Source organism: Variovorax sp. FW305-3-2-15-B-LB1 (assembly GCF_058787635.1).
On the sequence record NZ_JBYSZY010000031.1, the window covers coordinates 1 to 25,799 of the forward strand.

The 25,799-nt window shown below is 68.1% G+C and carries 27 protein-coding genes; 20 read left to right on the forward strand and 7 right to left on the reverse strand.

The window, feature by feature from the left end:
• Window positions 1-77 precede the first annotated feature (77 nt).
• Window positions 78-1,118 (reverse strand): phosphoribosylformylglycinamidine cyclo-ligase, encoded by a 1,041-nt coding sequence (purM, locus tag AC3WQR_RS19070; RefSeq protein WP_159275687.1) that lies wholly within the window; start codon window positions 1,116-1,118, stop codon window positions 78-80.
• 152 nt (window positions 1,119-1,270) lie between these two features.
• On the opposite strand from purM, the gene hda reads away from it, so the two are divergent.
• From hda to AC3WQR_RS19095, 5 genes are all read left to right on the forward strand, one after another.
• On the forward strand, window positions 1,271-1,960 hold the full coding sequence (hda, locus tag AC3WQR_RS19075; protein ID WP_056571899.1) for a DnaA regulatory inactivator Hda: 690 nt from the start codon (window positions 1,271-1,273) through the stop codon (window positions 1,958-1,960).
• A gap of 42 nt (window positions 1,961-2,002) precedes the next feature.
• On the forward strand, window positions 2,003-3,640 hold the full coding sequence (pcnB, locus tag AC3WQR_RS19080; protein WP_492743155.1) for a polynucleotide adenylyltransferase PcnB: 1,638 nt from the start codon (window positions 2,003-2,005) through the stop codon (window positions 3,638-3,640).
• Window positions 3,637-4,284 (forward strand): 2-amino-4-hydroxy-6-hydroxymethyldihydropteridine diphosphokinase, encoded by a 648-nt coding sequence (folK, locus tag AC3WQR_RS19085; protein WP_492743156.1) that lies wholly within the window; start codon window positions 3,637-3,639, stop codon window positions 4,282-4,284. The genes pcnB and folK overlap by 4 nt, the downstream gene beginning before the upstream one ends.
• Window positions 4,285-4,505: 221 nt before the next feature.
• A complete protein-coding gene (locus AC3WQR_RS19090; protein ID WP_056571891.1) occupies window positions 4,506-5,150 on the forward strand; it encodes a DUF47 domain-containing protein in 645 nt (214 codons plus the stop codon).
• 16 nt (window positions 5,151-5,166) lie between these two features.
• Complete coding sequence (locus AC3WQR_RS19095) at window positions 5,167-6,177, forward strand: inorganic phosphate transporter (RefSeq protein ID WP_062475084.1); 1,011 nt, start codon at window positions 5,167-5,169, stop codon at window positions 6,175-6,177.
• A 53-nt stretch (window positions 6,178-6,230) separates the two neighbouring features.
• Here AC3WQR_RS19095 and AC3WQR_RS19100 read toward each other — a convergent pair whose 3' ends face one another.
• Window positions 6,231-6,677 carry a TM2 domain-containing protein gene (locus AC3WQR_RS19100; RefSeq protein WP_070062592.1) on the reverse strand — a complete coding sequence of 149 codons (447 nt, stop codon included), beginning with the start codon at window positions 6,675-6,677 and terminating at the stop codon, window positions 6,231-6,233.
• A gap of 8 nt (window positions 6,678-6,685) precedes the next feature.
• On the reverse strand, window positions 6,686-7,210 hold the full coding sequence (locus AC3WQR_RS19105) for a GNAT family N-acetyltransferase (protein WP_492743157.1): 525 nt from the start codon (window positions 7,208-7,210) through the stop codon (window positions 6,686-6,688).
• Between the two features lie 179 nt (window positions 7,211-7,389).
• Between AC3WQR_RS19105 and rpsP the strand changes: the two genes are divergently transcribed.
• From rpsP to AC3WQR_RS19145, 8 genes are all read left to right on the forward strand, one after another.
• Window positions 7,390-7,653 carry a 30S ribosomal protein S16 gene (rpsP, locus tag AC3WQR_RS19110; protein ID WP_007831311.1) on the forward strand — a complete coding sequence of 88 codons (264 nt, stop codon included), beginning with the start codon at window positions 7,390-7,392 and terminating at the stop codon, window positions 7,651-7,653.
• A 15-nt stretch (window positions 7,654-7,668) separates the two neighbouring features.
• Window positions 7,669-8,223 carry a ribosome maturation factor RimM gene (gene rimM, locus AC3WQR_RS19115; RefSeq protein ID WP_492743158.1) on the forward strand — a complete coding sequence of 185 codons (555 nt, stop codon included), beginning with the start codon at window positions 7,669-7,671 and terminating at the stop codon, window positions 8,221-8,223.
• A 16-nt stretch (window positions 8,224-8,239) separates the two neighbouring features.
• Window positions 8,240-8,986, forward strand: a complete 747-nt coding sequence (trmD, locus tag AC3WQR_RS19120; RefSeq protein ID WP_492743159.1) for a tRNA (guanosine(37)-N1)-methyltransferase TrmD — start codon at window positions 8,240-8,242, stop codon at window positions 8,984-8,986.
• Between the two features lie 110 nt (window positions 8,987-9,096).
• Window positions 9,097-9,480: a 50S ribosomal protein L19 gene (gene rplS, locus AC3WQR_RS19125; RefSeq protein ID WP_056572437.1), complete on the forward strand. Its 384-nt coding sequence runs from the start codon at window positions 9,097-9,099 to the stop codon at window positions 9,478-9,480.
• 127 nt (window positions 9,481-9,607) lie between these two features.
• Window positions 9,608-10,351: a CoA pyrophosphatase gene (locus AC3WQR_RS19130; protein WP_492743160.1), complete on the forward strand. Its 744-nt coding sequence runs from the start codon at window positions 9,608-9,610 to the stop codon at window positions 10,349-10,351.
• Between the two features lie 58 nt (window positions 10,352-10,409).
• Complete coding sequence (locus AC3WQR_RS19135) at window positions 10,410-11,411, forward strand: CobD/CbiB family protein (RefSeq protein WP_062475069.1); 1,002 nt, start codon at window positions 10,410-10,412, stop codon at window positions 11,409-11,411.
• A 4-nt stretch (window positions 11,412-11,415) separates the two neighbouring features.
• Window positions 11,416-12,501 (forward strand): histidinol-phosphate transaminase, encoded by a 1,086-nt coding sequence (gene hisC / locus AC3WQR_RS19140; protein ID WP_492743161.1) that lies wholly within the window; start codon window positions 11,416-11,418, stop codon window positions 12,499-12,501.
• 17 nt (window positions 12,502-12,518) lie between these two features.
• Complete coding sequence (locus tag AC3WQR_RS19145) at window positions 12,519-13,544, forward strand: hypothetical protein (protein ID WP_492743162.1); 1,026 nt, start codon at window positions 12,519-12,521, stop codon at window positions 13,542-13,544.
• A gap of 25 nt (window positions 13,545-13,569) precedes the next feature.
• On the opposite strand, the gene rsgA is transcribed toward AC3WQR_RS19145, so the two are convergent.
• From rsgA to AC3WQR_RS19160, 3 genes are read right to left on the reverse strand one after another with little or no spacing between them, the layout of a single operon-like run.
• Complete coding sequence (rsgA, locus tag AC3WQR_RS19150; RefSeq protein ID WP_492743163.1) at window positions 13,570-14,529, reverse strand: ribosome small subunit-dependent GTPase A; 960 nt, start codon at window positions 14,527-14,529, stop codon at window positions 13,570-13,572.
• A gap of 12 nt (window positions 14,530-14,541) precedes the next feature.
• On the reverse strand, window positions 14,542-14,892 hold the full coding sequence (locus AC3WQR_RS19155; RefSeq protein WP_062475054.1) for a 4a-hydroxytetrahydrobiopterin dehydratase: 351 nt from the start codon (window positions 14,890-14,892) through the stop codon (window positions 14,542-14,544).
• A 31-nt stretch (window positions 14,893-14,923) separates the two neighbouring features.
• Window positions 14,924-16,189: a M48 family metallopeptidase gene (locus AC3WQR_RS19160; protein WP_492743198.1), complete on the reverse strand. Its 1,266-nt coding sequence runs from the start codon at window positions 16,187-16,189 to the stop codon at window positions 14,924-14,926.
• A gap of 62 nt (window positions 16,190-16,251) precedes the next feature.
• Between AC3WQR_RS19160 and orn the strand changes: the two genes are divergently transcribed.
• From orn to AC3WQR_RS19190, 6 genes are all read left to right on the forward strand, one after another.
• Window positions 16,252-16,848, forward strand: a complete 597-nt coding sequence (orn, locus tag AC3WQR_RS19165) for an oligoribonuclease (protein ID WP_492743164.1) — start codon at window positions 16,252-16,254, stop codon at window positions 16,846-16,848.
• A gap of 248 nt (window positions 16,849-17,096) precedes the next feature.
• Window positions 17,097-19,004, forward strand: a complete 1,908-nt coding sequence (locus AC3WQR_RS19170) for a DEAD/DEAH box helicase (RefSeq protein ID WP_062475051.1) — start codon at window positions 17,097-17,099, stop codon at window positions 19,002-19,004.
• Between the two features lie 216 nt (window positions 19,005-19,220).
• Window positions 19,221-20,294 carry an NAD/NADP octopine/nopaline dehydrogenase family protein gene (locus tag AC3WQR_RS19175; RefSeq protein ID WP_487848936.1) on the forward strand — a complete coding sequence of 358 codons (1,074 nt, stop codon included), beginning with the start codon at window positions 19,221-19,223 and terminating at the stop codon, window positions 20,292-20,294.
• Window positions 20,284-21,288: a 3-hydroxybutyryl-CoA dehydrogenase gene (locus tag AC3WQR_RS19180; RefSeq protein ID WP_492743165.1), complete on the forward strand. Its 1,005-nt coding sequence runs from the start codon at window positions 20,284-20,286 to the stop codon at window positions 21,286-21,288. The genes AC3WQR_RS19175 and AC3WQR_RS19180 overlap by 11 nt, the downstream gene beginning before the upstream one ends.
• Window positions 21,285-22,088, forward strand: coding sequence for an alpha/beta fold hydrolase (locus AC3WQR_RS19185; protein ID WP_492743166.1), 804 nt, complete (start codon window positions 21,285-21,287; stop codon window positions 22,086-22,088). Before AC3WQR_RS19180 ends, AC3WQR_RS19185 begins: the two co-directional genes overlap by 4 nt.
• Window positions 22,085-22,963: a quinone oxidoreductase family protein gene (locus AC3WQR_RS19190; protein WP_492743167.1), complete on the forward strand. Its 879-nt coding sequence runs from the start codon at window positions 22,085-22,087 to the stop codon at window positions 22,961-22,963. Before AC3WQR_RS19185 ends, AC3WQR_RS19190 begins: the two co-directional genes overlap by 4 nt.
• Window positions 22,964-22,984: 21 nt before the next feature.
• Here AC3WQR_RS19190 and AC3WQR_RS19195 read toward each other — a convergent pair whose 3' ends face one another.
• Window positions 22,985-23,461 carry a MarR family winged helix-turn-helix transcriptional regulator gene (locus AC3WQR_RS19195; RefSeq protein ID WP_099791754.1) on the reverse strand — a complete coding sequence of 159 codons (477 nt, stop codon included), beginning with the start codon at window positions 23,459-23,461 and terminating at the stop codon, window positions 22,985-22,987.
• Between the two features lie 144 nt (window positions 23,462-23,605).
• Between AC3WQR_RS19195 and AC3WQR_RS19200 the strand changes: the two genes are divergently transcribed.
• A complete protein-coding gene (locus AC3WQR_RS19200; RefSeq protein ID WP_492743168.1) occupies window positions 23,606-25,798 on the forward strand; it encodes a thiamine pyrophosphate-dependent enzyme in 2,193 nt (730 codons plus the stop codon).
• Window position 25,799: the final 1 nt, after the last annotated feature.

The following is a 25,799-nucleotide window of genomic DNA, read 5'->3' on the forward strand; positions in this document are numbered from 1 at the left end:
GGTGGCGTCGGGCAGCGGCGTGGCCATCCGGGGAGCGGGGCGTGCGGTGAGAAAAAGAAAAAAGAACGGGCGCGCGGTCAGGCGACGACCACGGCCGCGCCGTCGCCGCGCTCGGCGATCACGCCGATCTCGTGCACCGACTCACCGGCAGCGCGCAGCGTGGCGGCGCAGGCGGCGGCTTCGGCCGCGTCGATCACCACGACCATGCCGATGCCGTTGTTGAAGGTGCGGTTCATCTCGATGTCGTCGATGCCGGCCACCTTCTGCAGCCAGGCGAACAGCTCGGTCTGCGGCCAGCTGCCCTTCGTGAGGTGGGCGGCGGTGCCTTCGGGCAGCACGCGCGGGATGTTCTCGAGCAGGCCGCCACCGGTGATGTGGGCCAGGGCCTTGATCGGGTGCTTGCCCAGCGCTTCGAGCACGGGCTTCACGTACAGGTGGGTGGGTTCCATCACGGCTTCGCGGAAGGGCTTGCCGTCGAGGGTGGCGGGCAAATCGGCGCCGGCGCGCTCGATCACCTTGCGCACCAGGCTGAAACCGTTGGAATGCACGCCGGCCGAGGCCAGGCCCAGCACCACGTCGCCGGGCTTGACGTTCTGGCCGGTGAGGATCTTCGACTTTTCGACCGCGCCGACCGCAAAACCGGCCAGGTCGTACTCGCCGGCCGGGTACATGCCGGGCATTTCGGCGGTTTCGCCGCCGATGAGGGCGCAGCCGGAGATTTCGCAGCCGCGGGCGATGCCGCCGACCACGGCCGCGGCCGTGTCCACGTCGAGCTTGCCGCAGGCGAAGTAATCCAGGAAGAAAAGGGGCTCGGCGCCCTGCACCAGCACGTCGTTGACGCTCATGGCCACGAGGTCGATGCCGACCGTGTCGTGCATGTTCCATTCGAAAGCCAGCTTGAGCTTGGTGCCCACGCCGTCGGTGCCGCTCACCAGCACCGGTTCCTTGTAGCGTTTGGGCACTTCGAACAGCGCGCCGAAGCCGCCGATGCCGGCCAGCACGCCTTCGCGCATGGTTTTCTTCGCCAGGGGCTTGATGCGGTCGACCAGGGCGTCGCCTGCGTCGATATCGACACCGGCGTCCTTGTAGCTGAGCGGGGTGGGCGTGGAGGAGGTCATGGGCGGGCGGTGTCGAGAAGAAGGAGCGAAAAGGTTCGCGAAGCGGCGAGGAAGGGCGGGCAGGGGAGGCGCCGGCGACCGAGGCGGCCGGGCCGATAGAATTCCTCACGATTTTAAGGGCCCTCCGGGCCCCCTCCATGAACCTTCCCGGGATGAAACAGCTCGCGCTCGATATCGGCATTGCGACGGGCCCCAGCTTCGACGCCTTTTTTGCCGGCCCCAACGAGGCGGCGCTGCGACACCTGCAAGTGTGGGTCGGCGGCGCCGATGGCAGCCCCGCGCTGCACTCGCCGGTGCCGACCTACCTCTGGGGCGACAGCGGCAGTGGCAAGACCCACCTGCTCGAATCCGTGCGTGTCGCACTGGCCGAGCAGGGCGCCAGCGTGGGCTGGCTGCACGCCGGCCTGCTGGAGCCGCCCGAGTTCGACGAGCGCTGGGGCGCCGTCTTGCTCGACGACGTCCACCTCTACACCGCGGTGCAGCAGCACGCGGCCTTCAACTGGTTCGTCAACGCCCAGACCCTGCAGCGCGGCGTGGTCGCCGCCGGCGCCTTGCCGCCGGCCGACCTGCCGCTGCGCGAAGACCTGCGCACCCGCCTCGGCTGGGGCCATGTGTTCCACCTGCAGGTGCTGAGCGAAAGCGAACGCCGCGCGGTGCTGCGCCAGGCGGCCGACGCGCGCGGCGTGATGCTGTCCGACGACGTGCTCGACTTCATGCTGCACCGCTTCAGCCGCGACCTGGGCAGCCTGATGGAGCTGCTGTCGCAGCTGGACGGCTACGCCCTGCAGACCCAACGCGCGATCACCATTCCGCTGATCCGCTCCATGCTCGAAAACGAATAGACAGATAAGAAGAAGCGCCTGCTCCTCCTCGAAAAACAACCAATGATCAAGAAATTCATCGACAAGCTGCTCGGCAAGTCCGCCGGCGGCACGCAGGGCAAGAGCCGCTTCGGCAAGCGCCAGGAGGTGCCGGCAGAGGTTCACAAGATCGATCCCGCCCTGGTCGACGAACGCGCGAAGAACGTGGTCACCACGCTGCAGCAGGCCGGCTACGAGGCCTACGTCGTGGGCGGCGCGGTGCGCGACCTGCTGCTGGGCCTGCGTCCGAAGGACTTCGACGTGGCCACCAACGCCACGCCCGAGCAGGTCAAGTCGCTGTTCCGCCGCGCCTTCATCATCGGCCGGCGCTTTCGCATCGTGCACGTGGTGTACGGCCGCGGCCGCGAACATGAAGTGATCGAGGTCTCGACCTTCCGCGCCTACATGGACAGCGCCGCCGCCGAGCAAGTGGCCGGCAACGAGCGCACCAGCAAGGGCGAACTCGCGAGCATGAAGCACGCCGTGGACGCCAGCGGCCGCGTGCTGCGCGACAACGTCTGGGGCCCGCAGGAAGAAGACGCGGCGCGCCGCGACTTCACCGTCAACGCCATGTACTACGACCCGGCCAACCAGGTCGTGGTCGACTATCACAACGGCATCAAGGACGCCCAGAAGCTCACGCTGCGCATGATCGGCGACCCGGTCACGCGCTACCGCGAAGACCCGGTGCGCATCATTCGCGCGATCCGCTTCTCGGCCAAGCTGGCCGCGCTCGGCTTCAAGATGGAAGCCAAGACCGCTGCGCCGCTGATCGAATCGAGCAAGCTCTTGGCCGATGTGCCGCAAAGCCGCATGTTCGACGAGATGCTCAAGCTGCTGCAGACCGGCCACGCCATCGCCACGGTCGAGCAGCTGCGCAAGCTGGGGCTCGCCACCGGCATCTATCCGCTGCTCGACGTGGTGGTGGAGCGCGCCGACCAGCCCTTCGTGAAGGCCGCCCTGCAGGACACCGACCGCCGCGTGGGCGAAGGCAAGCCCGTGGCGCCCAGCTTCCTGCTGGCCTGCGTGCTGTGGGCCGACGTGCGCGACGGCTGGGCTCAGCGCCAGGAAGGCCGCCACGGCCAGCGCCCGCAGCCGCCGTTCCCGGCGCTGCAGGACGCCATCGACGACGTGTTCAATTCGCGCATCGGCGACGTGTCGGGCCGCGGCAAGCTGGCCGCCGACATGCGCGAGATCTGGATGATGCAGCCGCGCTTCGACAAGCGCACCGGCTCCACGCCCTACAGCCTGGTCGAGCAGGCGCGCTTCCGCGCAGCCTTCGACTTCATGCGCCTGCGTGCCGACGTGGGCGAGGTCGGCGAAGCCATCGCCGAGTGGTGGCAGGAGTTCAGCACTGCCGACGACCTGCGCCGCCAGGACTTGCTCGAACAGGTCCGCGAAGAACAGAAGGTGCGCCAGCGCGTGCGCCTGCGCGACCCGGCCGCTGCGCCCAAGCCGCGCAGCGAGCAGCCGGCGCGCCAGAAGCAGGCCGCCGCCGGGTCGGAGGACGCAGACGGCCCCGACATCGAGGCCGATGCCGTGCCGCCGGACGGCGAAGCCGCCGCGCCGCGCAAGCGCAAGCGCCGGCGCAAGCCGCGCCCCGTGGGCGGCGGTAGCGGTGGTGGCGGCAGCGAGGGCGGCGGGAGCGCCGCAGGCGAATGAGCGCGCCCGACCGGCCGAAGGACGGCAAGAAGAGCGCCCCGGCTGCCAAGGCCGCCAAGGCCGTAAAGGGGGGCAAGCCCGCGCCGCGTGCCGGAGGCAAGCCGCCATCGGCCGGCAGCAAGAGTGGCCCGCCCGCGCGCCGCGCACCGACGAGTCGTCCACGCGGTCCGCGCGAGGACTACCCGACCGTGCAGGCCTTCGTCGCCATCGGCGCCAACCTGGGCGATGCCGAGGCGACCGTGAAGGAGGCCATGGCCGCCATCGGTGCGCTGCAGCGCACCCAGGTCACGGCCCGCTCGTCGCTCTACCGCAGTGCACCGGTCGATGCCGAAGGCCCCGACTTCATCAATGCCGTGGTGGCCGTGCGCACCGGGCTGGACGCGGAGCAGCTGCTCATCGCGCTGCAGCGCCTGGAGACGCTGGCCGGCCGCGAGCGGCCCTTTCCCAATGCGCCGCGCACGCTCGATCTCGATCTGCTGATGCACGGCAATTCGGTGATCGAGAGCCCCACGCTGACCCTGCCGCACCCGCGCATGCGCGAGCGCGCCTTCGTGCTCAAGCCGCTGGCCGAGATCGCCCCCGACAAGGTGCCGCGCGCCGCGCTGGCACGCGTGACCGGCCAAGTCATCCAGAAAATCCGCTGACTCTTGGGGCGGCCGGCATGCGGCTGTCCCTGTCCGATCTCGCCGGCGTTGCCGCGTGCGTGCGGTTGGTCGTGGCACTGCGGCTGTCGGCCTGAGCGAGCCTGTCGCGCCGGGGCCCGAAGGTCGGCCCGACCGGTCGTTCCGGTCGCGCCCGTTAAACTCGGGAAGTTTTCACGAAGGCGTCATGAAATTGTGATTGGCGCGTCCCAGGAGTTTTTTCCATGTTCGGCAAGCTGCTGCCCCGAGAGGGCAATTTTTTTGAAATGTTCAACCAGCATGCCGAGCGCATCGTGGAGGCGGCGCGTGCGTTCGAGCAGCTCGTCACCCACTATGCGGACGTGCACCTGCGCGAACAGTACAACCGCGACGTCGACAACGCCGAGCGCGCCGCGGACCGCGTGACGCACGACGTCAACCGCCTGATCCACAAGACCTTCATCACGCCCATCGACCGCGAGCAGATCCACAAGCTCATCAACACGATGGACGACGTGGCCGACCTGATCCAGGACTCGGCCGAGACCATGGCGCTGTACGACGTGCGCCACATGACCGACGAGATCGTGCGCCTCACGGCCCTGAGCGTGAAGTGCTGCGACCGCCTCAAGGACGCCGTCAAGTACCTCGGCAAGATCGCCGACCCGGCCGTGGCCGAGGCCACGCTCAAGACCTGCGAGGAAATCGACCGCCTCGAATCGGATGCCGACCGCGTGATGCGCAGCGCCATGAGCAAGCTGTTCCGCGAGGAGCCGGACGTGCGCGAGGTCATCAAGCTCAAGGCGATCTACGAGCTGCTCGAGACGATCACCGACAAGTGCGAGGACGTGGCCAACGTGATCGAGGGCATCGTCCTCGAGAATTCCTGAAAACGGGTAGCAGCCGATGACAACGGTGCAGGTCGCCCTCTGGGTGGTGGTGGTGCTGGTCGCGCTCGCGATCCTGTTCGACTTCATGAACGGCTTCCACGATGCCGCCAATTCGATCGCGACGGTGGTGTCCACCGGCGTGCTCAAGCCGGGGCAGGCCGTGGTGTTCGCGGCTTTCTTCAACCTGATCGCGATCTTCGTCTTCCACCTGAGCGTGGCGGCGACCGTGGGCAAGGGCATCGCCCAGCCCGGGGTGGTCGACGTGCACGTGGTGTTCGGGGCGCTCATCGGCGCCATCAGCTGGAACCTCGTCACCTGGTACTACGGCATCCCGAGCAGCTCGTCGCACGCGCTGATCGGCGGCATCGTGGGCGCCGTGATCGCCAAGACCGGCACCAGCGGCCTCGTGGCTTCCGGCATCTGGAAGACCGTGGCTTTCATCTTCGTGTCGCCGCTGCTGGGCTTCCTGCTGGGCTCGCTGATGATGATCGTGGTGGCCTGGGGCTTCCGGCGCGCCACGCCGTCGCGCGTGGACCGGTGGTTCCGGCGATTGCAGCTGGTCTCGGCCGGCGCCTACAGCCTGGGCCACGGCGGCAACGACGCGCAGAAGACCATCGGCATCATCTGGATGCTGCTGATCGCCACCGGCTACGCCTCGGCCAGCGACGCGGTGCCGCCGACCTGGGTCATCGTAAGCTGCTACGCGGCCATTGCGCTGGGCACCATGTTCGGCGGCTGGCGCATCGTGAAGACCATGGGCCAGAAGATCACCAAGCTCAAGCCCGTGGGCGGCTTCTGCGCCGAGACCGGCGGGGCGCTGACCCTGTTCCTGGCCACCGCGCTGGGCATTCCGGTGTCGACCACGCACACCATCACGGGCGCCATCGTCGGCGTCGGTGCCACGCAGCGCGCCAGCGCGGTGCGCTGGGGCGTGGCGGGGAACATCGTCTGGGCCTGGGTCCTGACCATTCCCGCCTCAGCCTTCGTCGCGGCGATGGCTTACTGGTTCAGTTGGCAGATTTTCTGAAGCACTGAAGCGTCGGCGCCTCGTTCGCAGAGGCGCCGCGCTTGGCCGAGCGACTATTGCGAGATTTTTCGGCCTTCTTCGATCTGGTGTTCGAAGTAGTGCTGGAAGCTGTACACGATGCTCGCCATCAGGATCGAGCTCCCGAAGAACAAAGACGCGACCACGGCGCCGATCGTGAGCCAGTTGGTCTGGCCCGGCGCGGCGTCGGGCGCTGCGCCGGCGTTGAAGCGGGCATTCCATTTTTCGGGCGTCATCAGGCCGTAGATGATCGCCATCAAGGCGCAGCCCGCGATCGTGAAACCTAGCAGCGGGATCAGCGCCCAGCTTACGCCGTCGTCCACGCCGTACATGCGCAAGCGCTCGATGCCGTAGATGCCCAGCGCCGTGGGAATGGGCAGCAGCCAGCCGAGCCAGTCGCCCATGCCGCGCAGGTAGAAGCGGTGCAGGCCCAGCGGGCCCCCGAGGAAGGAGAGCCAGGCGGCCACGGTCTTGCTTTTCATCTTTTTCATCATTCGGGTTTGGTGCGGCTGCCTTCGCCGAGTACTTTTTCCATCAGGACCACATCGCGCCAGGCGTCGAATTTCCAGCCGCAGTCTTTCAGCACGCCCACGTGCGTGAAGCCCTGGCTGCGGTGCACGCCGACCGAGCCGGTGTTGGCCGAATCGCCGATCACCGCGATCAGCTTACGCACGCCGACCGCCTCGGCCGCTTGTGAGAGCGCTGCCAGCAGCTGCGCGCCCACGCCCTTGCCGCGTGCGGCCTCGGACATGTAGATCGAGTCTTCGGCCGAAAACCGGTAGGCCGGGCGGGGCTTGAACCAGTTGCAGTAGGCAAAACCCAACACTTCGCCGTTTTCTTCGGCCACGAGGTAAGGCAGGTTCTTGCCCAGCACATCGGCGCGCCGGGCGGCCATGTCGGCCTCGGATGGGGGCTCGGTTTCGAAGGTGCCGGTGCCGTGCAGCACGTGGTGGGCATAGATGGCCGTGATGGCTGCGATGTCTTCGTCGCGGCTGGGGCGGAGGGTGAGGGTCATGCGGGTGAGGGCGGCGGCGCGGGGCCGGAATTCGGAGAAAAACCCGGGTCGGGCTATAATCGTGGGCTTTTCAGCGTGCGCTGGCCGGGTGGCCATGTCGCGTGTCTCGACGCTGGAAGAACATCGTGAGCGGGCCTCTTTCTATTTGAACTGGCTCGCTGACCACCCAAGGATAAATCATGGTCGTCATTCGACTCTCCCGCGGCGGCTCCAAAGGCCGTCCGTTCTTCAACATCGTCGTGTCGGACAAGCGCGTTCGCCGCGATGGCCGCTTCATCGAGCGCCTGGGCTTCTACAACCCGACCGCCAAGGAAAACGAAGAAAGCATCCGCATCGCCCAGGACCGCCTCGCGTACTGGAAGAGCGTCGGTGCCCAGGCTTCGCCCACGGTGCTGCGCCTGATCAAGCAAGCCGCTGCCGCGGCTCCCAAGGCGGCCGCCTAAGCCGCCCGCACGGCGATGCTGCCCACACTCGAAGCCGCCGAACTGCCGGCGGATGCGATCGAGGTCGGACGCATCGCCGATGCCTGGGGCATCAAGGGCTGGTTCAAGGTCCTGCCCCACAGCGCCCAGCCCGAGGCGCTTTTTTCTTCCAAGCGCTGGTTCCTGCAGGCTCCCGGAGCCTCCACGCCCGCCGCTTTCCGGCTCGCGGTCCGCGAAGCCAAAGAACATTCCGACTGCATCGTCGCCTCGTCCGAGGACGTGCCTGACCGCAATGCGGCCGAGGCGCTGCGCGGCGCGCGCGTGTTCGTGCCGCGCTCGAGCTTCCCGACCGCCGGCGACGACGAGTACTACTGGGTCGACCTGATCGGCCTGTCGGTCGTCAACCGCGAAGGCGTCGTGCTCGGCACGGTGCGCGAACTGCTCGCCACCGGTCCGCAGACCACGCTGGTGCTGACGGCCGAAGAAGACGGCAAGACCATCGAGCGCATGGTGCCGTTCGTCTCGGTCTTCGTCGACAAGGTCGACCTGCCCGGCCGCCTCATCACGGTCGACTGGCAACCCGAGTTCTGACCCGGGCCGCGCGCGCATGCGCTTCGACGTCCTCACGCTTTTTCCCGAACTGTTCGCGCCCTTCATGGCCAGCGGCGTGACGCGCCGCGCCTACGAATCGAAGCAGGTCGAGGTCGTGCTGTGGAATCCGCGCGATTTCGCCCAGGGCAACTACAAGCGCGTGGACGACCGCCCCTTCGGCGGCGGGCCCGGCATGGTGATGATGGCCGAGCCCCTGGCGGCTTGCCTCGATGCCGCGCTGGCGGCCCGCGGCGCACCGGCGCCGGTGGTGCTGTTCTCGCCCATCGGCGAGGCGCTGCGCCACGAGGCGGTCGAGCGCTGGTCGGCGAGCGAAGGTGCGGTGCTGGTCTGCGGACGCTACGAAGGCATCGACCAGCGCTTCATCGACGCGCGTGTCACGCACCAGGTCAGCCTCGGCGACTTCGTGCTGTCGGGTGGCGAGATCGCGGCCATGGCGCTGCTCGACGCCGTGGCGCGGCTGCAGCCCGGCGTGCTGGGTGACGAGGCCAGCCATGTGCAGGACAGCTTCAACCCGGCGCTCGACGGTCTGCTCGACTGCCCGCACTACACACGGCCAGAGCAGTGGAACGGGCAGGGCGTTCCGGCGTCGCTGCTCTCGGGCCACCATGCGCAGATCGAGCGCTGGCGGCGCGACCAGCGCCTGGCCATCACGGCCGCACGGCGCCCCGAACTGATCGATGCCGCCCGGGCGGCAGGCAAGCTGAACAAGGCCGATGAGGCCACGCTGAAAAAAAAGCTATAATCCGCGGTTCCCCGATCCTCTGTCCGGCCGCGCCCGGTTTCTTGGTGGTTCTTCCGCCAAAGCCCACGGCGCCTTTAGTGCAGCCCGAAACGATCGATATCCAGGAAATCATGAACCTCATCCAGACCCTCGAGCAGGAAGAAATTTCCCGTCTCGGCAAGACCATCCCCGATTTCATGCCCGGTGACACGGTCATCGTCAGCGTGAACGTCGTCGAAGGCAGCCGCAAGCGCGTGCAGGCCTACGAAGGCGTCGTGATCGCCAAGCGCAACCGTGGCCTCAACAGCGGCTTCACCGTGCGCAAGATCTCCAGCGGCGAAGGCGTGGAGCGTACGTTCCAGACCTACAGCCCGCTGATCGCCGGCATCGAAGTCAAGCGCCGCGGCGACGTGCGCCGTGCCAAGCTGTACTACCTGCGTGAGCGCAGCGGTCGTTCGGCACGTATCAAGGAAAAGCTGCCGGGCAAGTCGCAGAAGGCTGCGTCGGCCGCTTAATCAGCCGCCGTCCTTTCTGCTCAAAAAGCCGCCGCTCTGGCGGCTTTTTGCGTTGGCGCTGCGCTTCAAGACAGTTTTCCATTTTTACGCTCTACTCCTTTCATCCCGCCACAGGCCGCATCCTCTCTTGACCTCCTCCACTTCCGCCCCCACGCCCTCCGCCGTCGTCGAACCCGTCAATGCCGTGGTGCCGCCCGCGTTGCTGCAGATCGACCCGCGCCAGGCGCCCTTCGTGGACGGAAGCGACGGTCTGCCGGCGGTGGCCCCGGCGCAGCTGACAGCAGCGGCCTTGCGCGCGCGCTTCGCCTCGCCGCCCGTGTGGACGCCCGAGCTGCGCCGCGAGCCCCGCATGACCGACCGGGTGCCGGCCCAGGCCGCCGTGCTGGTGCCGATCGTGCAACGACCGCACGGCGCGACCGTGCTGCTCACCGAGCGCACCACGCACCTGTCGACCCATTCGGGGCAGGTGGCCTTTCCCGGCGGGCGCGTCGACCCTGAAGACGCCAACATCCAGGCCGCCGCGCTGCGCGAAGCCTGGGAAGAGGTGGGCCTGTCGGCGCAGTTCATCGAGGTGCTCGGCACCTTGCCGACCTACACGACTGTCACCTCGTTCGTCGTGACCCCGGTGGTCGCGCTGGTGCAGCCCGATTTCGTGCTGGACATCAATCCGTTCGAGGTGGCCGAGGCCTTCGAGGTGCCGCTGGCCTGGCTGATGGACCCGGCCAACCACCGCCGCCACGCGGTCAGCGCCACCGATGGGGTCCGTCGCGAGTGGTACTCGATGCCGTACGTCGACGGGCCGCACGAGCGCTTCGTCTGGGGCGCCACCGCGGGCATGCTGCGCAACCTCTACCGCTTCCTCGCCGCCTGAGCCTGATCGGGTGCCACCTGGGGCCAAAACCTTCAGGTGCTCTCGCTATCATCGAAGGATGAGCTTCTTTGCCATCCTGTGCGCGTTGCTGATCGAGCAGGTGCGGCCGCTGGGCCCGCACAACCCCGTGTACGGCGGCGTCCTGGCGTGGACGCGCTGGACCAGCCGCAACTTCGATGCGGGCAAGCCGCACCACGGATGGATCGCCTGGGGGCTCGCGGTGTTCGTGCCCACGCTGCTGTCGCTGGGCGTGCACTGGCTGCTGGTGCTCACACTGGGCCTGCCGTTCGCCGTGCTGTGGAGCGTCGCGGTGCTCTACATGACGCTGGGTTTTCGCCAGTTCAGCCACCACTTCACCGACATCCGCGATGCGCTCGACGAGGGCGACGAGCCGCTCGCGCGCTCGCTGCTGGCGCACTGGCAGGGCGTTGATGCCGCCGAGCTGCCGCGCAGTGAAATCGTGCGCCACGTGATCGAGCATTCGGTCATTGCGGCGCACCGCCATGTCTTCGGCGTGCTGGCCTGGTTCTCGGTGCTCGCCGCCCTGGGCCTGGGGCCGGCGGGCGCGGTGTTCTATCGCATGAGCGAGTTCGTCGCGCGCTACTGGGCCCACAAGAACGGCGCGCCCGTGCAGCCTTCGAGCGTGGCGGTGCAGGACGCCGCCGAGCGCGCCTGGCATGCCGTCGACTGGCTGCCCGCACGCATCACCGCGCTCGGCTTTGCCGTGGTCGGTAGCTTCGAGGAAGCGATCGACTGCTGGCGCAACGACGCACGGCGCTTCCCCAACGAGAACGACGGCGTGATCCTCGCGGCCACGTCCGGCGCCGTGAACGTGCGCCTGGGTGGCGGCTCGCTGAGCCCGATTCCGGTGGCCGATCCGCTGCCGCGCGCGCAGGCCGGCGAGTCGCCGAGCGTCGGGCGGCGCCTGGACAGCGGCAGCACGCCGGGTCGCGAGCCTGAGCCCGGCCACCTTCGCAGCGTGGTCGGCCTGGTCTGGCGATCGGTCGTGATGTGGATGGTGCTGCTGGCCTTGCTCACGCTCGCGCGTTTGCTCGGCTGACCCCATGACCACCCCGCCCGCACCGGCCTTCTGGAGCCCGCGCATCGGCGCGCTCGAGCCCTACGTGCCCGGCGAGCAGCCGCGCATCGCCAACCTCGTCAAGCTCAACACCAACGAGAACCCGTACCCGCCATCGCCGGACGCCATCGCGGCGATCCAGCGCGCGGCCGCCGACGGCCTCGAGCGCTACCCCGACCCCACGTCGATCGCGCTGCGCGAAGCCGTGGCGCGCCGCCACGACCTGCAGGTCGGGGAAGTGTTCGCGGGCAACGGCTCGGACGAGGTGCTCGCGCACGCGTTCTTCGCCTTCTTCCAGCAGGCGCAGCCGCTGCTGATGCCCGACGTGAGCTACAGCTTCTACAAGGTCTATGCCCAGCTCTACGGCATCGCCTGCGAGCAGTTGCCGGTCGATGAGGGCCTGTGCATCGACATCGATGCGTTCGCGGCGCGCGCACGGCAGGGCTGCGGCGGCATCGTCATCGCCAACCCGAACGCGCCGACCGGCATTGGCCAGCCGCTGGCGCGCATCGAGCAGCTGCTTGCGGCATGTCCCGATCGCGTCGTGCTGGTCGACGAGGCGTATGTCGATTTCGGCGGCGAGAGCGCGCTGTCGCTGGTCAGTCGGTATCCGAACCTGCTCGTGGTGCAGACGCTGTCCAAGTCGCGCTCGCTGGCCGGCCTGCGTGTCGGTTTCGCCTGCGGGCAGGCGCACCTCATCGACGCGCTGGTGCGGGTCAAGGACAGCTTCAATTCGTACCCGATCGACCGGCTGGCCTCGGCCGGTGCCGTGGCTTCGCTGGATGACGAGGCGTGGTTTCGCAAGACACGCGACCAGGTCGTCGACACGCGCGAAGGCCTGACTCTGCAGCTCGAGGACCTGGGCTTCGAGGTGCTGCCGTCGAAGGCTAACTTCGTGTTCGCGCGCCACCCGCAGCGCGATGCGGCCGAGCTGGCTGCACTGTTGCGCGAGCGCGCGGTGCTGGTGCGGCATTTCAAGCAGCCGCGCATCGCGCAGTACCTGCGCATCAGCATCGGCACGCGGGACCAGTGCAGCGCGCTCGTGCAGTGCCTGCAGGACATCCTGGCCTGACATCCCGAGGCAAGCCCATGTCGACCCTTCACGCCGATCCGCGCGCCGTTGCCTGCGCATCGTTCTGGCAAGCCTTGAGCGACAAGCTCGAGAGCCTGCATGCCTTGTCGGGCCACGCGCTGGTGGAGGCACTGAACGCGCTGCTGCAGCCCTTCTTTCCGAACCTGGCCGCCGAAGTGCTGGGCGACCCGCCGGCTTTCACGCTCGTGCTGACGGCGCACGGCGCCGAAGACGATTTCGAGGACCTCATGGCGCTGGTGCACAGCGCGCCCGCATTGCCGCAGGTCGAGGTGGAGGCCTTCCGGCAGCGCATGCGCGAAGGTTTCAGCATGCGCATGAACGACTTCGAACTGGCCAGCGCGGACGTTCTCGTGAAGCACGAGCCCTACAGGGGGCGGGTGGCGCTGGAGATCGGCTTTGCCAAGCCCATTCCGATGGACATGCAGGATCACGCGCGCCACATGAGCCTGATCATGCTCGACCACATCCTGGGCGAGTACGACTTCGCCGTGAAGGTCGGGCCGGTCGATCACGTCGAGGCCGATGCGCAAGCGGATTTCGATGGCGTGCCGCTCGATGACTTCGTGTCTCTGTTCGATGCGTGCTGGCGCGAGGATCTGGGCCACACCGGCGTGTTTCCCACAGGCGAGCACGGCTGGTCGGGCCTGACCGCTACGCGCACCGCCGAGGACGGCAGCGAGGTCGAGGCGGTCGTCATGCGAAACGATGCCGCGAATGCGCTGCTCGGTCGCGCCGACCTGGGGCATCGGCTCTCGGCCGCCGTTCCCGTCGAATCGGGCGAAGAACTGGACGAGGCCCGTGTCTACGAAGACCGGCTGACCGCGCTGCTGCAGACGCACGGCGAAGGCTGCTGCACGCACATCGTGCTGGAGGAGGGCGTTCGCACCGTGCACTTCCATGTGGCCGATGCGCAGGCGGCCATCGTGCATGCGCAATCGGTGCAGGAAGCGTTGGACTTGCCGGTGACGCTTGACCTGGCCTTCGACCCGACCTGGAAGTCGTACCGCACCTGGCTGGCCTGAGCGCGGCCGGGCCCTCGGTACGGCGTCAGTAGCGCGTCTGGCTCAGCTCGGCGAACAGCTCGCCGTAGATCTTGTAGCGTGAGGCGCTGATCGGTCCGGGTTGCGTCGCCGTTTCGACGTTCGAGATCACGCCGCAGCCGGGTTCGTGCAGGTGGGTGCAGTTGTAGAACTTGCAGTCGCCCGTGTGCTCGGCGATGTCGGGCATGAGGCCCGCGAGCTGCATCGGCTCGATGTGGTTCAGGCCGAATTCCTGGAAGCCCGGCGAGTCGATCAGGCCGGTGGTGCGGGCCTCGTCGATCCAGTACCAGGTGGTGCTGGTGGTCGTGTGCTTGCCCGAGTTGAGGGCCTGCGAAATCTCTTGTGTCAGCACGCTTGCGCCGGGCACCAGCAGGTTGGTGAGCGTGCTCTTGCCCGAGCCCGACGGACCGAGCACCAGCGTCGACTTGCCCGCCAGCAGCTTCATCAGCGAGGCGTAGTCGGTCTCGCCCGAGGCCTTGAGCGACAGCGGCAGCACGCCGTGGTGCATGCGGCGGTAGGGCGCCAGCTTGGCCCAGGCGCGCGCAAAGGGCTCGACGAGGTCGCTCTTGTTGAGCGCGATGATGGGCGTGATGCGTTGGGCCTCGGCCGCGATCAATGCGCGTGCCAACTGGTGTTCGGAGAACTCCGGCTCGGCCGCGATCAGGATCAGCACGTGGTCGAGGTTGGCCGCGAACGACTTGGTGCGGATCTCGTCCTGCCGGTAGAAGAGGTTGCGCCGCGGCAGCACCTCTTCGATGGTGCCTTCGTCTTCGGTGGCCTGCCAGCGCACGCGGTCGCCGACCACGGCCTGGCTCTTCTTGCCGCGCGGATGGCAGATCAGCCGCTCGCCCGTGGGCGTTTCGACGAGGCAGTGACGCCCGTGGCTGGCGACGACGAGGCCGTCGTGGTGCGCCTTCCCCGTGTTGTGCGCAGCGGGGGTGAAGGCGGCGCGGCCCGGCTTAGCCACAGGCGCGTGTCCTCATGCGGCGGGGCTCGCAACCAGCGCGTCGGCCTGCCGGGCGCAATCGAAGTCGGTGATCGACAGGCCGTTCACGTCGTGCGTGTTGAAGCGCACCACGCAGCGGTTGTAGTGCACCGACAGGTCGGGGTGGTGGTCCTGCGTGTGGGCCACCATGGCCAGCGCATTCACGAAGGCGATGGTCTCGAAGTAGTTCGCGAAGGTGAAGGTCTTCTCGATCGCGACATCGGCGCCGTCGCCGGTGAGCTTCCAGCCGTCGAGCTGGGCCAGGCCCGAGACGATCTCGGTGGCGCTCAGGGCCTTGCGGGCCGGAAGGTTCTTCCAGTCCTTGGGTTTGAACATGCTGCTCATGAGGGGCTTCGCTGAAATAGGGGGTCGAGGGTCACGCCGCGGCCATGCGCGCAAGGCGCTCGGAGGCGGGCGGGTGGGAGTAGTAGAACTTGACGAACACCGGGTCGGGCGTGAGCGTCGAAGCGTTGTCCTGGTAGAGCTTGAGCAGGGCGGCCGACAGGTCGGCGCCGCTGGTCTGCGCCACGGCGTAGGCGTCGGCCTCGAACTCGTGCTTGCGCGACAGGCGCGCCGGCAGCGGGGCGACGAAGAAGCTGAACACCGGCACGGCCAGCATGAACAGCAGCAGCGCCAGCGCGTTGTTGGGCGCGGCCGGCGACAGGTTGGGCTGCACGCCCAGGCCGGCGTAGAACCAGACCTGCGTCGACACCCAGCCCAGGAGCGCGAAGCCGGCCAGGCTCAGCGCGAACATCGCGATGAGGCGCTTCACGATGTGGCGGTGCTTGAAGTGGCCGAGTTCGTGCGCGAGCACGGCCTCGACTTCGCCGGCGTTGAGCTGGCGCAGCAGCGTGTCGTAGAACACCACGCGCTTGCTGGCGCCGAAGCCGGTGAAGTAGGCATTGGCGTGCGCGCTGCGCGTGCTGCCGTCCATCACGAACAGGCCCTTGGCCGCGAAGCCGCAGCGCTTCATGAGCGCCGTGACGCGCGCCTTGAGCGTGGGGTCGTCCAGCGGCTTGAACTTGTTGAACAGCGGCGCGATGAAGGTCGGGTAGATCAGCATCAGCAGCAGGTTGAAGCCCATCCACGCGCCCCAGGCCCAGAGCCACCAGAGCGTGCCGGCCGCACCCATGAGCCACAGGATGAGCGCCGCGATCGGCAGCCCGATCAGCGCGCCGAGCAGCGTCGACTTGACGGTGTCGGTGAGCCAGAGCTTCCAGGTCATCTTGTTGAAGCCGAAGCGCTCCTCGAGCCGGAAGGTCTGCCACAGCGTGAACGGCAGCTCCAGCAGCCCGCCGATGACGGCAAAGGCCGCCAGCAGCGCCAGTTGCTGCACCATGCCGCCGCCCAGCCACACCAGCAGCAGCTTGTTCAGCAGGTCGAGCCCGCCGAGCAGCGTCCAGCCCAGCAGCAGGGCGGCGCCCCAGGCCATTTCGACGAGCCCGAAGCGCGCCTTGGCGATGGTGTAGTCGGCGGCCTTCTGATGTGCGGCCAGCGTGATGGTCTGCGCGAAGGCGGCCGGCACGGCGCCGCGGTGGCGCGCCACGTGGCGCACCTGGCGGGTGGCCAGCCAGAACTTCACGAGCAGGCCCGCCACGAGCGCCGCCGCGAAGGCAAGGGTGAAGATGAGCGAATAAGACATCATGAAGCGGCGAGTTTAGTCCCCGGTATATCGGGGTGCAGGCCTTCGACGACAATCCTGCGATGCCCGAATCCCTTGACCCGACGCCCCCCGCAGCCGCCCCCACCCTGAAGAAAAGCGACCAGAACCTGGTCTGGCTGGACTGCGAAATGAGCGGCCTCGACCCCGAGAAAGAGCGCCTGCTCGAGATCGCCGTGGTCGTCACCGGCCCCGACCTCACACCCCGCATCGACGGCCCCGTGCTCGTCATCCACCAGAGCGACGCCGTGCTCGACGGCATGGACGCCTGGAACAAGGGCACCCATGGCCGCAGCGGCCTGATCGACAAGGTCAAGGCCTCCACGCTGGACGAAGCCGCGGCCGAGCAGCAGCTGCTCGAATTCATCGCCAAGTACATCCCCAGGAGCGGCTCGCCGATGTGCGGCAACACCATCGGGCAGGACCGGCGTTTCCTGGTCAAGTTCATGCCCAAGCTCGAGGCGTACTTCCACTACCGCAACCTCGACGTCAGCACCCTCAAGGAGCTGGCCAAGCGCTGGAAGCCGGCGGCCTACAGCGCCTTCAAGAAGCAGCAGGCGCACACCGCGCTGGCCGACGTGCACGAGTCCATCGAGGAGCTGGCGCACTACCGGGAAACCTTCCTGCGCTTGGTGGATTGACAACAATTAGGTAAAAACCCGAAGCCGTGCCATAATCGCAGGCTTCGCTGATTTGAACGCGTCTTTGGACACAGATCAGCGTCTCTCGCATCTCCCTATCTTGCACACCGCGCCCGATCGCATTCGCTGATCAAAAAGGGCCGCAGCCTCCGACGAAAGCCGGAAGTTGAATGTCGTTGGATGGTTGATGTTTTTAACCACCAACGGGGCGCCGCCTACGGCAGCGCTCGCGTTTGAGATTGATATTCATGACCGACGCTTTTGAAGCGCAGGGCGAACTCGCGCCTGTGCAATCCGCTACCCATAACGAATTCACCGCTGTCGCGGACACCGTGTCCGAGGCCCCGATCCTCGACGCACTGGACGCCGCAGCCCCCGAGGCCGCCGAAGCCGAAGCGCCCGCCGCGCCCAACGGTTTCATCAAGCTGGGCCTCGCCCCCGAACTGATCGCCGCCGTGGCCGACATGGGTTTCACCCAGCCGACCACCGTGCAGGAAAAGGTCGTGCCGATCGCCATGGGCGAAGCCGGTTCGGCCCGCTTCGTCGACCTGATGGTCTCGAGCCAGACCGGCTCGGGCAAGACCGCTGCCTTCCTGCTGCCCGTGCTGCACACGCTGATCAAGCGCCAGGCCGAAGCCGAAGCCGAAGCCAAGGCCGAGTTCCAGCGCCTGGCCGCTGAAGCTGCTGCCCGCGGCGAAGCCCCGCTCAAGAAGCCCAAGCGCAAGGACCCGACCAACGCCCGTCATTTCAAGGCCGCCACCCCCGGCGCCCTGATCCTGTGCCCGACGCGCGAACTCGCGCAGCAAGTCGCGCACGACGCCATCGAACTGGTTCGCCATTGCCGCGGTCTGCGCGTTGCCAACGTGGTGGGCGGCATGCCTTACCAGCTGCAGATCGCCAAGCTGCAGAACGCCGACCTCGTGGTTGCCACGCCGGGCCGCCTGCTCGACCTGCAGCGCTCGCAGCAGCTCAAGCTCGACCAGGTCAAGTTCCTGGTCGTCGACGAAGCCGACCGCATGCTCGACCTCGGCTTTGCCGACGACCTGGCTGAAGTCAACCAGCTCACCATCGAGCGTCAGCAGACCATGATGTTCAGCGCCACCTTCGCGCCGCGCATCCAGCAGCTGGCCCAGCGCGTCATGCGCGAGCCGCAGCGCATCACCATCGACAGCCCGCAAGAAAAGCACGCCAACATCAAGCAGTCGCTGTACTGGGCCGACAACAGCCAGCACAAGCGCAAGCTGCTCGACCACTGGCTGCGCGACACCAGCATCAACCAGGCGATCGTGTTCGCCAGCACGCAAGTCGAGTGCGACGGCCTGGCCAACGACCTGCAGCAAGAAGGCTTCAGCGCCGTCGCGCTGCACGGCGCCCTGAGCCAGGGCCTGCGCAACCGCCGCCTGATGGCACTGCGCCAGGGCCAGGTGCAGATCCTGGTGGCCACCGACGTTGCCGCCCGCGGCATCGACGTGCCGACCATCACCCACGTCTTCAACTTCGGCCTGCCGATGAAGGCCGAGGACTACACCCACCGCATCGGCCGCACCGGCCGTGCCGGCCGCGATGGCCTGGCCATCACGTTCGCCGAGTTCCGCGATCGCCGCAAGATCATGGACATCGAGCACTACAGCCGCCAGCAGTTCAAGGCGGAAGTGGTGGCCGGCCTCGAGCCGCAACAGCGCATGCCGCAATCGCGTCCCCCGATGGGCGAGTACCGCGGTGGCCGCGGCGACAACTTCTCGCGCGATCGCAAGTTCGGCAACGGCGGTGCGGGCGGCGGCGGTGGCTACCGCGGCAACAACAACGGCGGCGGCTATGCCGGCGCCAGCGGCTTCAACGACCGCAATTCGCGCGGTCCGGCCCAGGGCCAAGGCCCGCGCGGCTTCCAGGGCGGCCAGAACGCCGGCTTCGGCGGCGGCCGTGACGAAGGCGGCAATGGCGGCGGCTACGGTCGCAAGCCGGGCTGGGGCGACAGCGCCCCGCGCGGCGGCCACGGCCATGGCGGCGGTCGCGGCGACGGCGGTTTCGCACCCCGTGAAGGCTTTGCACCCCGCGAAGGTTTCGCACCGCGCGGCAACGGCGCCGGCCACGGTGGCCCGGGCAAGGTGTTCGTGCCCCGCGACGCGCAAAAGCGCGCGTTCAAGCCCAGCCGCTGATCGCCCCCGCAAGCGGCCCTGAAAAGGGCTGCTTCCCCCCAAAAAGCCCGCGCTTCTCACGAACGCGGGCTTTTTCGTTGTCGGGTTTCCGAGCAGTCCGGCGCCCATGAAGTTGGTTGACACCTGAATCGATGAAAAGTAATGTAATAGCGCATTGCTTCTCCCCGGTCCGTTCGCGGCTGCCGGTTCATCGACACCTGTTCTCGACTTTCGATCATGAAAATTGCGATTCTTGGGGGTGGCCACGGCGCCTATGCGGCCGCCGCGGACCTGTCTGAAACCGGCCATGAAGTGCGCCTGTGGCGCCGCGACGCCGCCGCGCTCGAGCCCGTCGTGCAGGCCGGCGCGATCACGCTGAAAGATGCCGCCGGTGCGCGCGAGGTGCCCATCGCGCTGGCCACCGCCGACATCGGCGCCGCGCTGAAGGGCGCCGAACTCATCGTCATTCCCACGCCCGCCATCGCCCAGCACGACATCGCGCTGGCCATGGCGCCGCACCTGGTCGACGGCCAGGTCGTGTTCCTGCCGCCGGGCACCTTCGGCAGCTACGTGATGGCGCAGGCGGTGAAGGCGGCTGGCAACCGCGCCGACGTGGCCTGGGCCGAGACCGGCACCTTGCCCTACCTTGCGCGCAAGCACGGCGAGCGCGAGGTCAACGTCACCATCCGCGCCATCCGCCTGCCCACCGGCGTCTACCCGGCGCGCAAGGAGGCGCAGGCGATCGAGGTGATCCGCCGCGCCTACCCGGCCGTGCACGGCTGCGGCGACGCGCTCTCGGGCGCGCTGATGAACGCCGGCCCCGTCATCCACCCGCCGCTGATGGTGATGAACGCCGCGCCGCTGCAGCACTTCGAGCGCTGGGACATCCACAACGAAGGCACGCAGCGCGCCGTGCGCGACGTGACCGACCGGCTCGACCGCGAACGCATGGCCGTGCGCGAGGCCTTCGGGCAAGGCGCGCCGCACTATCCGCTGGCCGACCACTACAACAACGACCAGTGGATGTACGGCGATGCGCACAAGCAACTCGTCAAGTCGGGCGACTGGCGCGAGAACATCGACCTGCACACGCACCGCTACATCACCGAAGACACCGAGCTTGGCCTGGCCTTCCTGGCCTCGGCCGCGCGCCATGCGGGCGTGGATGCGCCCATCGCGCACGGCCTGCTGGCCATCGTCGGCGGCTTCCTCGGGCGCGACCTGCGCCAGGGGCCGCGCACTTTCGAAAGCCTGGGCCTGGCCAGCCTGAGTGCGACCCAGCTCAAGCAGAGGCTGCACGATGGCGAATGAGCCCGCGCCGCCGCGCTTTGCCGCCGTGGGCGCCGGCCGCATGGGGCGCGGCATCGCCATCGCGTTCGCCTATGCGGGCCACCGCATCGCGCTGATCGACCTGCGCCCGCGCACGCCCGAGGCGTGGCAGCGCTTGCGCGACGAGGCGCAAGCGGAAATCACTGCGAGCCTCTCAGGCCTTGCGCAGCTCGGCGTGATCGACGCCTCGCAGGTCGAACGCATCGCCGCGCGCGTGGACTTCGTGAATGCAGCAGACGCACCGCACGCGCTGGCCGCCGCCGAGCTGGTGTTCGAAGGCGTGCCCGAAACCATGGACGCCAAGCGCGAGGCCTTCGAGCAGCTCAACCGCCATTGCCGCGACGACGCGATCCTCACCTCGACCACCAGCAGCATCCTCGTGACGCAGCTGGCCGCGCTGGTGCGCCGGCCCGAGCGCTTCCTGAACATGCACTGGCTCAACCCGGCCTACGTGATTCCCGTGGTCGAACTGAGCTGCCACCCCGGCACCGACGCCGGCGTGCTCGCACGCACGAAGGCACTGATGGAGGCCATCGGCAAACTGCCCGTGGTCTGCGGCGCCTCGCCCGGCTACATCGTGCCGCGCCTGCAGGCGCTCGTGATGAACGAGGCGGCCCGCATGATCGAAGAAGGCGCTGCCACAGCGGAAGAAATCGACAAGGCCACGCGCTACGGCCTGGGCCTGCGCTTCGCGGCGCTCGGCGTGGTCGAGTTCATCGACTTCGGCGGCTGCGACATCCTGCACCACGCGAGCCGCGAGATGTCGGCCTCGCTCGATGCGGGCCGCTACACCGCGCCGGCCATCGTGGGGCGCATGGTCGAGGAAGGGCGGCTGGGCCTGAAGACCGGCAGCGGCTTCTACGACTACGCGGGCCGCGACACCGCCGCCTACCGCCGCGACGTGCTCTCGCGCACGCTCGGCGAACTGAAGCACGCCGGCCTGTGGCGTGCGCCGGCCGACGAGACGCTGTCATGACGATCCGCCGCGCCTTCGCCGACCTGTCGGTGGGGCAGGTGCACCACGCCGTGTGCGGCGACGCGCAGGCGCCGGCCGTGCTGCTGCTGCACCAGTCGCCGCGCAGCTGGGCCGAATACCGCGAGGTGCTGCCGCTGATCGCCGGCGCGGGCTACCGCGTCATCGCCATGGACACGGCGGGCTTCGGCGATTCGGCCGACGGCGGCGTGCCGGCGAGCATTGCGCAGTGGGCGCGCGTCGCCTGCGAACTGCTCGATGCGCTCGGCATCGCGCAGGCCGACGTGGTGGGGCACCACACCGGCGGCGTGATCGCGATCGAACTGGCCGCGGCGTTTCCGCAGCGCGTGCGCAGCCTCGTGCTCTCGTCCACGCCGTACACCGACGAGGTGTTTCGCCGCGCCCGCGCGCAGCGTCCACCCATCGACGAAGTGGCGCCCAGCGACGATGGCAGCCACCTCGCCGCGCTGTGGCAGAAGCGGCAGGCCTTCTATCCGCCGGGGCGGCCCGACCTGCTCGAGGCCTTCGTGCGCGATGCGATGAAGGTCGGCCACCGTGTCGAAGAAGGGCATCGCGCCGTGGCCTCCTACCGCATGGAAGAGCGCATCGGCCGCGTGACGCAGCCGACGCTCATCGTGCGCGCCACGCTCGACCCTTTCGCGGCGCCGCATGCGGCGGAGCTGCAGCATCACCTGCCGCAGGCGCGCATCGTCGACATCGACGGCGGCATGGTGCCCTTGCCCGACCAGATGCCCGAGGCCTTCGCGCGCACGGTGCTCGACTTTCTGGCGACACGGCAATGAAGGCCATTCGCATCCATGGCTTCGATGCCGCGCCGGTGCTCGAAGACGTGGCCGAGCCCGTGGCGCGACCCGGCCGCACCCTCGTGCGCATGCAGGCCGCGACCGTCGGCCACATCGATCGCACTGTGTGGCAAGGCCGCTTCCTGCGGCATCCGCCGTTGCCGTACACGCCGGGCGTGGAAGCCGCGGGCGTGGTCGTCGCGAGCGAGCGCTATGCAGAAGGACAACGCGTGTGGTTGCGTGGCAGCGGATTGGGCACGCTGTTCGATGGCACCTGGTGCGAGCTGATCGATGCACCTGACGACGCACTCGGCGTGTTGCCCGATGCGGTGCCGATGGCGCTCGGCGCAGCGTTCTTCTCGCCCACCACGTCGGCCTGGGTCGCCTTGCATGAGGTCGCCCGATTGAAGCCTGGAGAGCAAGTGTTGGTGACGGGCGCAAGCGGCGCGGTGGGTTCGTTGGTGATGCAGTTGGCACGCGATGCAGGCTGCATCGCAACGCCTGTCGATCCGAAAGCTGCACCGCCTGAAGTCGCCAGCGCCGACCTGCTCATCGACACCGTCGGTGGCGACGTGCTCGCCTCCGCCTTGCCGGCCGTGCGCCCCGGCGGGCGCGCCGTGCTGATCGGCTACACCGCCGGCCCGACGCTGCAGCTGGACATCGCGCACTTCCTGCAGCGCGACGTGGCGCTGCTGCCGCTCAACATGTTCAGGCGCGAAGCCGCGGGCCGCGCAGCCGCTCCAGAGTTGCTTGCGAGGCTGGCCGACGGCCGCCTGCACCTCGACGTGCAGCCCTTCGCGCTCGCCGATGCCGCGCGGGCACTCGACTGGATCGCACAACGCGGCCATCGCGGCCGCGCGGTGCTCGTGCCCTAGTCAGGCCTCAGGCCACGCGCTTCAGTCTTCGTCCGGCACCTCGACCGGCACGTGCACATGCAGGTCGATCATCTGCCGCAGCGTCTGCTTGAGCTCTTCGGCGCGTCGCAGGCCGAAGGGCTCGAGCACGCGGCGCTCGTGCTCGCGCGCCAGCTCCATCAGGTGCTCGACCGCCTTCAGCCCCGCGGGCGTGATGCGCACCAGCGTGATGCGGCGATCACTTTCATGGGGCAGGCGCTCGACCTGGCCGCGCGCTTCCATGCGGTCGAGCAGCCGCGTCACCGTCGGCTGCTTGGTCACCGTCACCTGCGCGAGCTGGCCGATGCTGACCGCGTCGCTGCCGGCCAGCGACGCCATCACGCGCCACTCCGACACCGAAAAACCCTGCTGCCGCGCCACCTCGTGGAACTCCGAAGAGATCAACTGGCTGGCCTGCGCAAGCAGCGCGGGCAGGTAGTCATCGACGAAGCGATGTGTTTCCTTGAGCGGTTCAGACATGAAGGCGCCTCCTGTTTGCCGCAGGCATGCGGATTGCATGGCTAGGGTAATTCATGATTGTGGATACATTCATTTCTAAACATTATAGGAACCGTGATGTGACCCCGGGGCCGCATCCTCCCACGAGAAAGAAGAAGGACATCCATGGCTGAGCGTTCGTTCGTCGAAGAAGTCAAGAAGCTGAGACTTACTGGTGGAGAAGTGTTCCGTGGCGAAGGCATTCTGGCCGTCACCAAGGCCCTGCTGGAGTCGGGGGTGTCGTACGTGGCGGGCTACCAGGGCGCGCCCATCTCGCACCTGATGGACGTGCTGGCCGACGCGCAGGACATCCTGGCCGACCACGGCATCCGCTTCGAGAACAGCGCCAGCGAAGCCACTGCCGCTGCCACGCTGGCCGCCTCCGTCAACTACCCGCTGCGCGGCGCCGTCACCTTCAAGGCGACAGTCGGCACCAACGTGGCGTCCGATGCATTGGCCAACCTGGCCTCGGGCGGCGTCACTGGTGGCGCGCTCATCATCGTGGGCGAGGACTACGGCGAAGGCTCGTCGATCATGCAGGAGCGCAGCCATGCGTTCGCCATGAAGTCGCAGATCTGGCTGCTCGATCCGCGGCCCAACCTGCCGAGCATCGTCGATGCCGTGAAGACGGGCTTCGACCTCTCGGAGGCCAGCAACACGCCCGTGATGCTGCAGCTGCGCATCCGCGCCTGCCACGTGCACGGCCACTTCATCGCCGGCGACAACAAGCGCGCCAAGTTCACGCTGAAAGAGGCGCTGGAGAACCCGCAGCGCGACGTCAGCCGCATCGTGCTGCCGCCCGCGAGCTTCGTGCACGAGCAAGAGAAGGTGAAGGACCGCTGGCCCGCCGCCGTGCGCTTCATCGAGGAGCGCCAGCTCAACGAGTTCTTCTCCGAGGACGCCGACGACATCGGCATCATCGTGCAGGGCGGCAGCTACAACACGCTGCTGCGTGCGCTCGAGCGCCTGGGCCTGGCCGACGTGTACGGCGAGACCCGCGTGCCGCTGTACGTGATGAACGTGGCCTATCCCGTCATCGAGAGCGAAGTCATCCGCTTCTGCGAAGGCAAGCGCGCCGTGCTCATCGTGGAAGAAGGCCAGCCCAACTTCGTCGAGCAGAACCTCGCGACCATCCTGCGCCAGGCCGGCTCCACCACCGCGCTGCACGGCAAGGACATGCTGCCCGTGGCCGGCGAGTACACGACGCTCGAACTGCTCAAGGGCACGCGCACCTTCTGCGAGCGCTACGAACGCCTCGCGCCGCTGCCGGTGCCCGTACCGGTGCGCAAGGTGATCCCGCTGAAGGAAGTGGCGGCCATCGGTGTTGATGCCGCGCCTGAACCTGCGCAGCCGTCGAGCGCGCTCGGCGACGTGGTGCATGCGCGTCCGCCGGGCTTTTGCACCGGCTGCCCCGAACGCCCCATCTTCAGCGCCATGAAGCTGGTCGAGCGCGAACTCGGTGCGCACCACGTGAGCGCCGACATCGGCTGCCACCTGTTCTCGATCCTGCCGCCCTTCAACATCGGCAACACGACGATGGGCTACGGCCTCGGCGGTGCAGGCGCTTCGGCGCTCAACGCACCCGCAGGCAAGCGCGCGATCTCGATGATGGGCGACGGCGGCTTCTGGCACAACGGCCTGACGAGCGGCGTGGCGAACGCGGTATTCAACAAGAGCGACAACCTCACCATCATCGTCGACAACAACTACACCTCGGCCACGGGCGGGCAGGACATCCTCTCGTCCACGGCTGTCAACAAGACGCGCAGCACCGGCCACGAGATCGAACGCGCCGTGCGCGGCGTGGGCGTCGAATGGGTGAAGACCATGCGCCGCACCTACGACGTCGCCGGCATGCGCGACGCGCTGAAAGACGCACTCACCACCACGAAGAAGGGCCCCAAGGTCCTCATCGCGCAATCGGAGTGCATGCTCAACAAGCAGCGCCGCGAGAAGCCGCTGGTGCGCAAGGCCATCGCCGACGGCAAGCGCATGGTGCGCGACAAGTTCGGCGTCGATGCCGACACCTGCACCGGCGACCACTCGTGCATCCGCCTGTCGGGCTGCCCGTCGCTGTCGATCAAGCCCAACCCCGATCCGCTGCGCATCGACCCCGTCGCCACCGTGCTCGACAGCTGCGTGGGCTGCGGCAACTGCGGTGATGTGTCGCATGCCGCCGTGCTCTGTCCCTCGTTCTACAAGGCGCAGGTCGTGAGCAACCCGACCGCCTGGGACCGCTTCCGCCAGCGCGTGCGCACCACCGTCATCGGCTGGCTGCAGCGCGGCGACGCGCGCCGCCGTGACGCCTATGCCTTCTGAC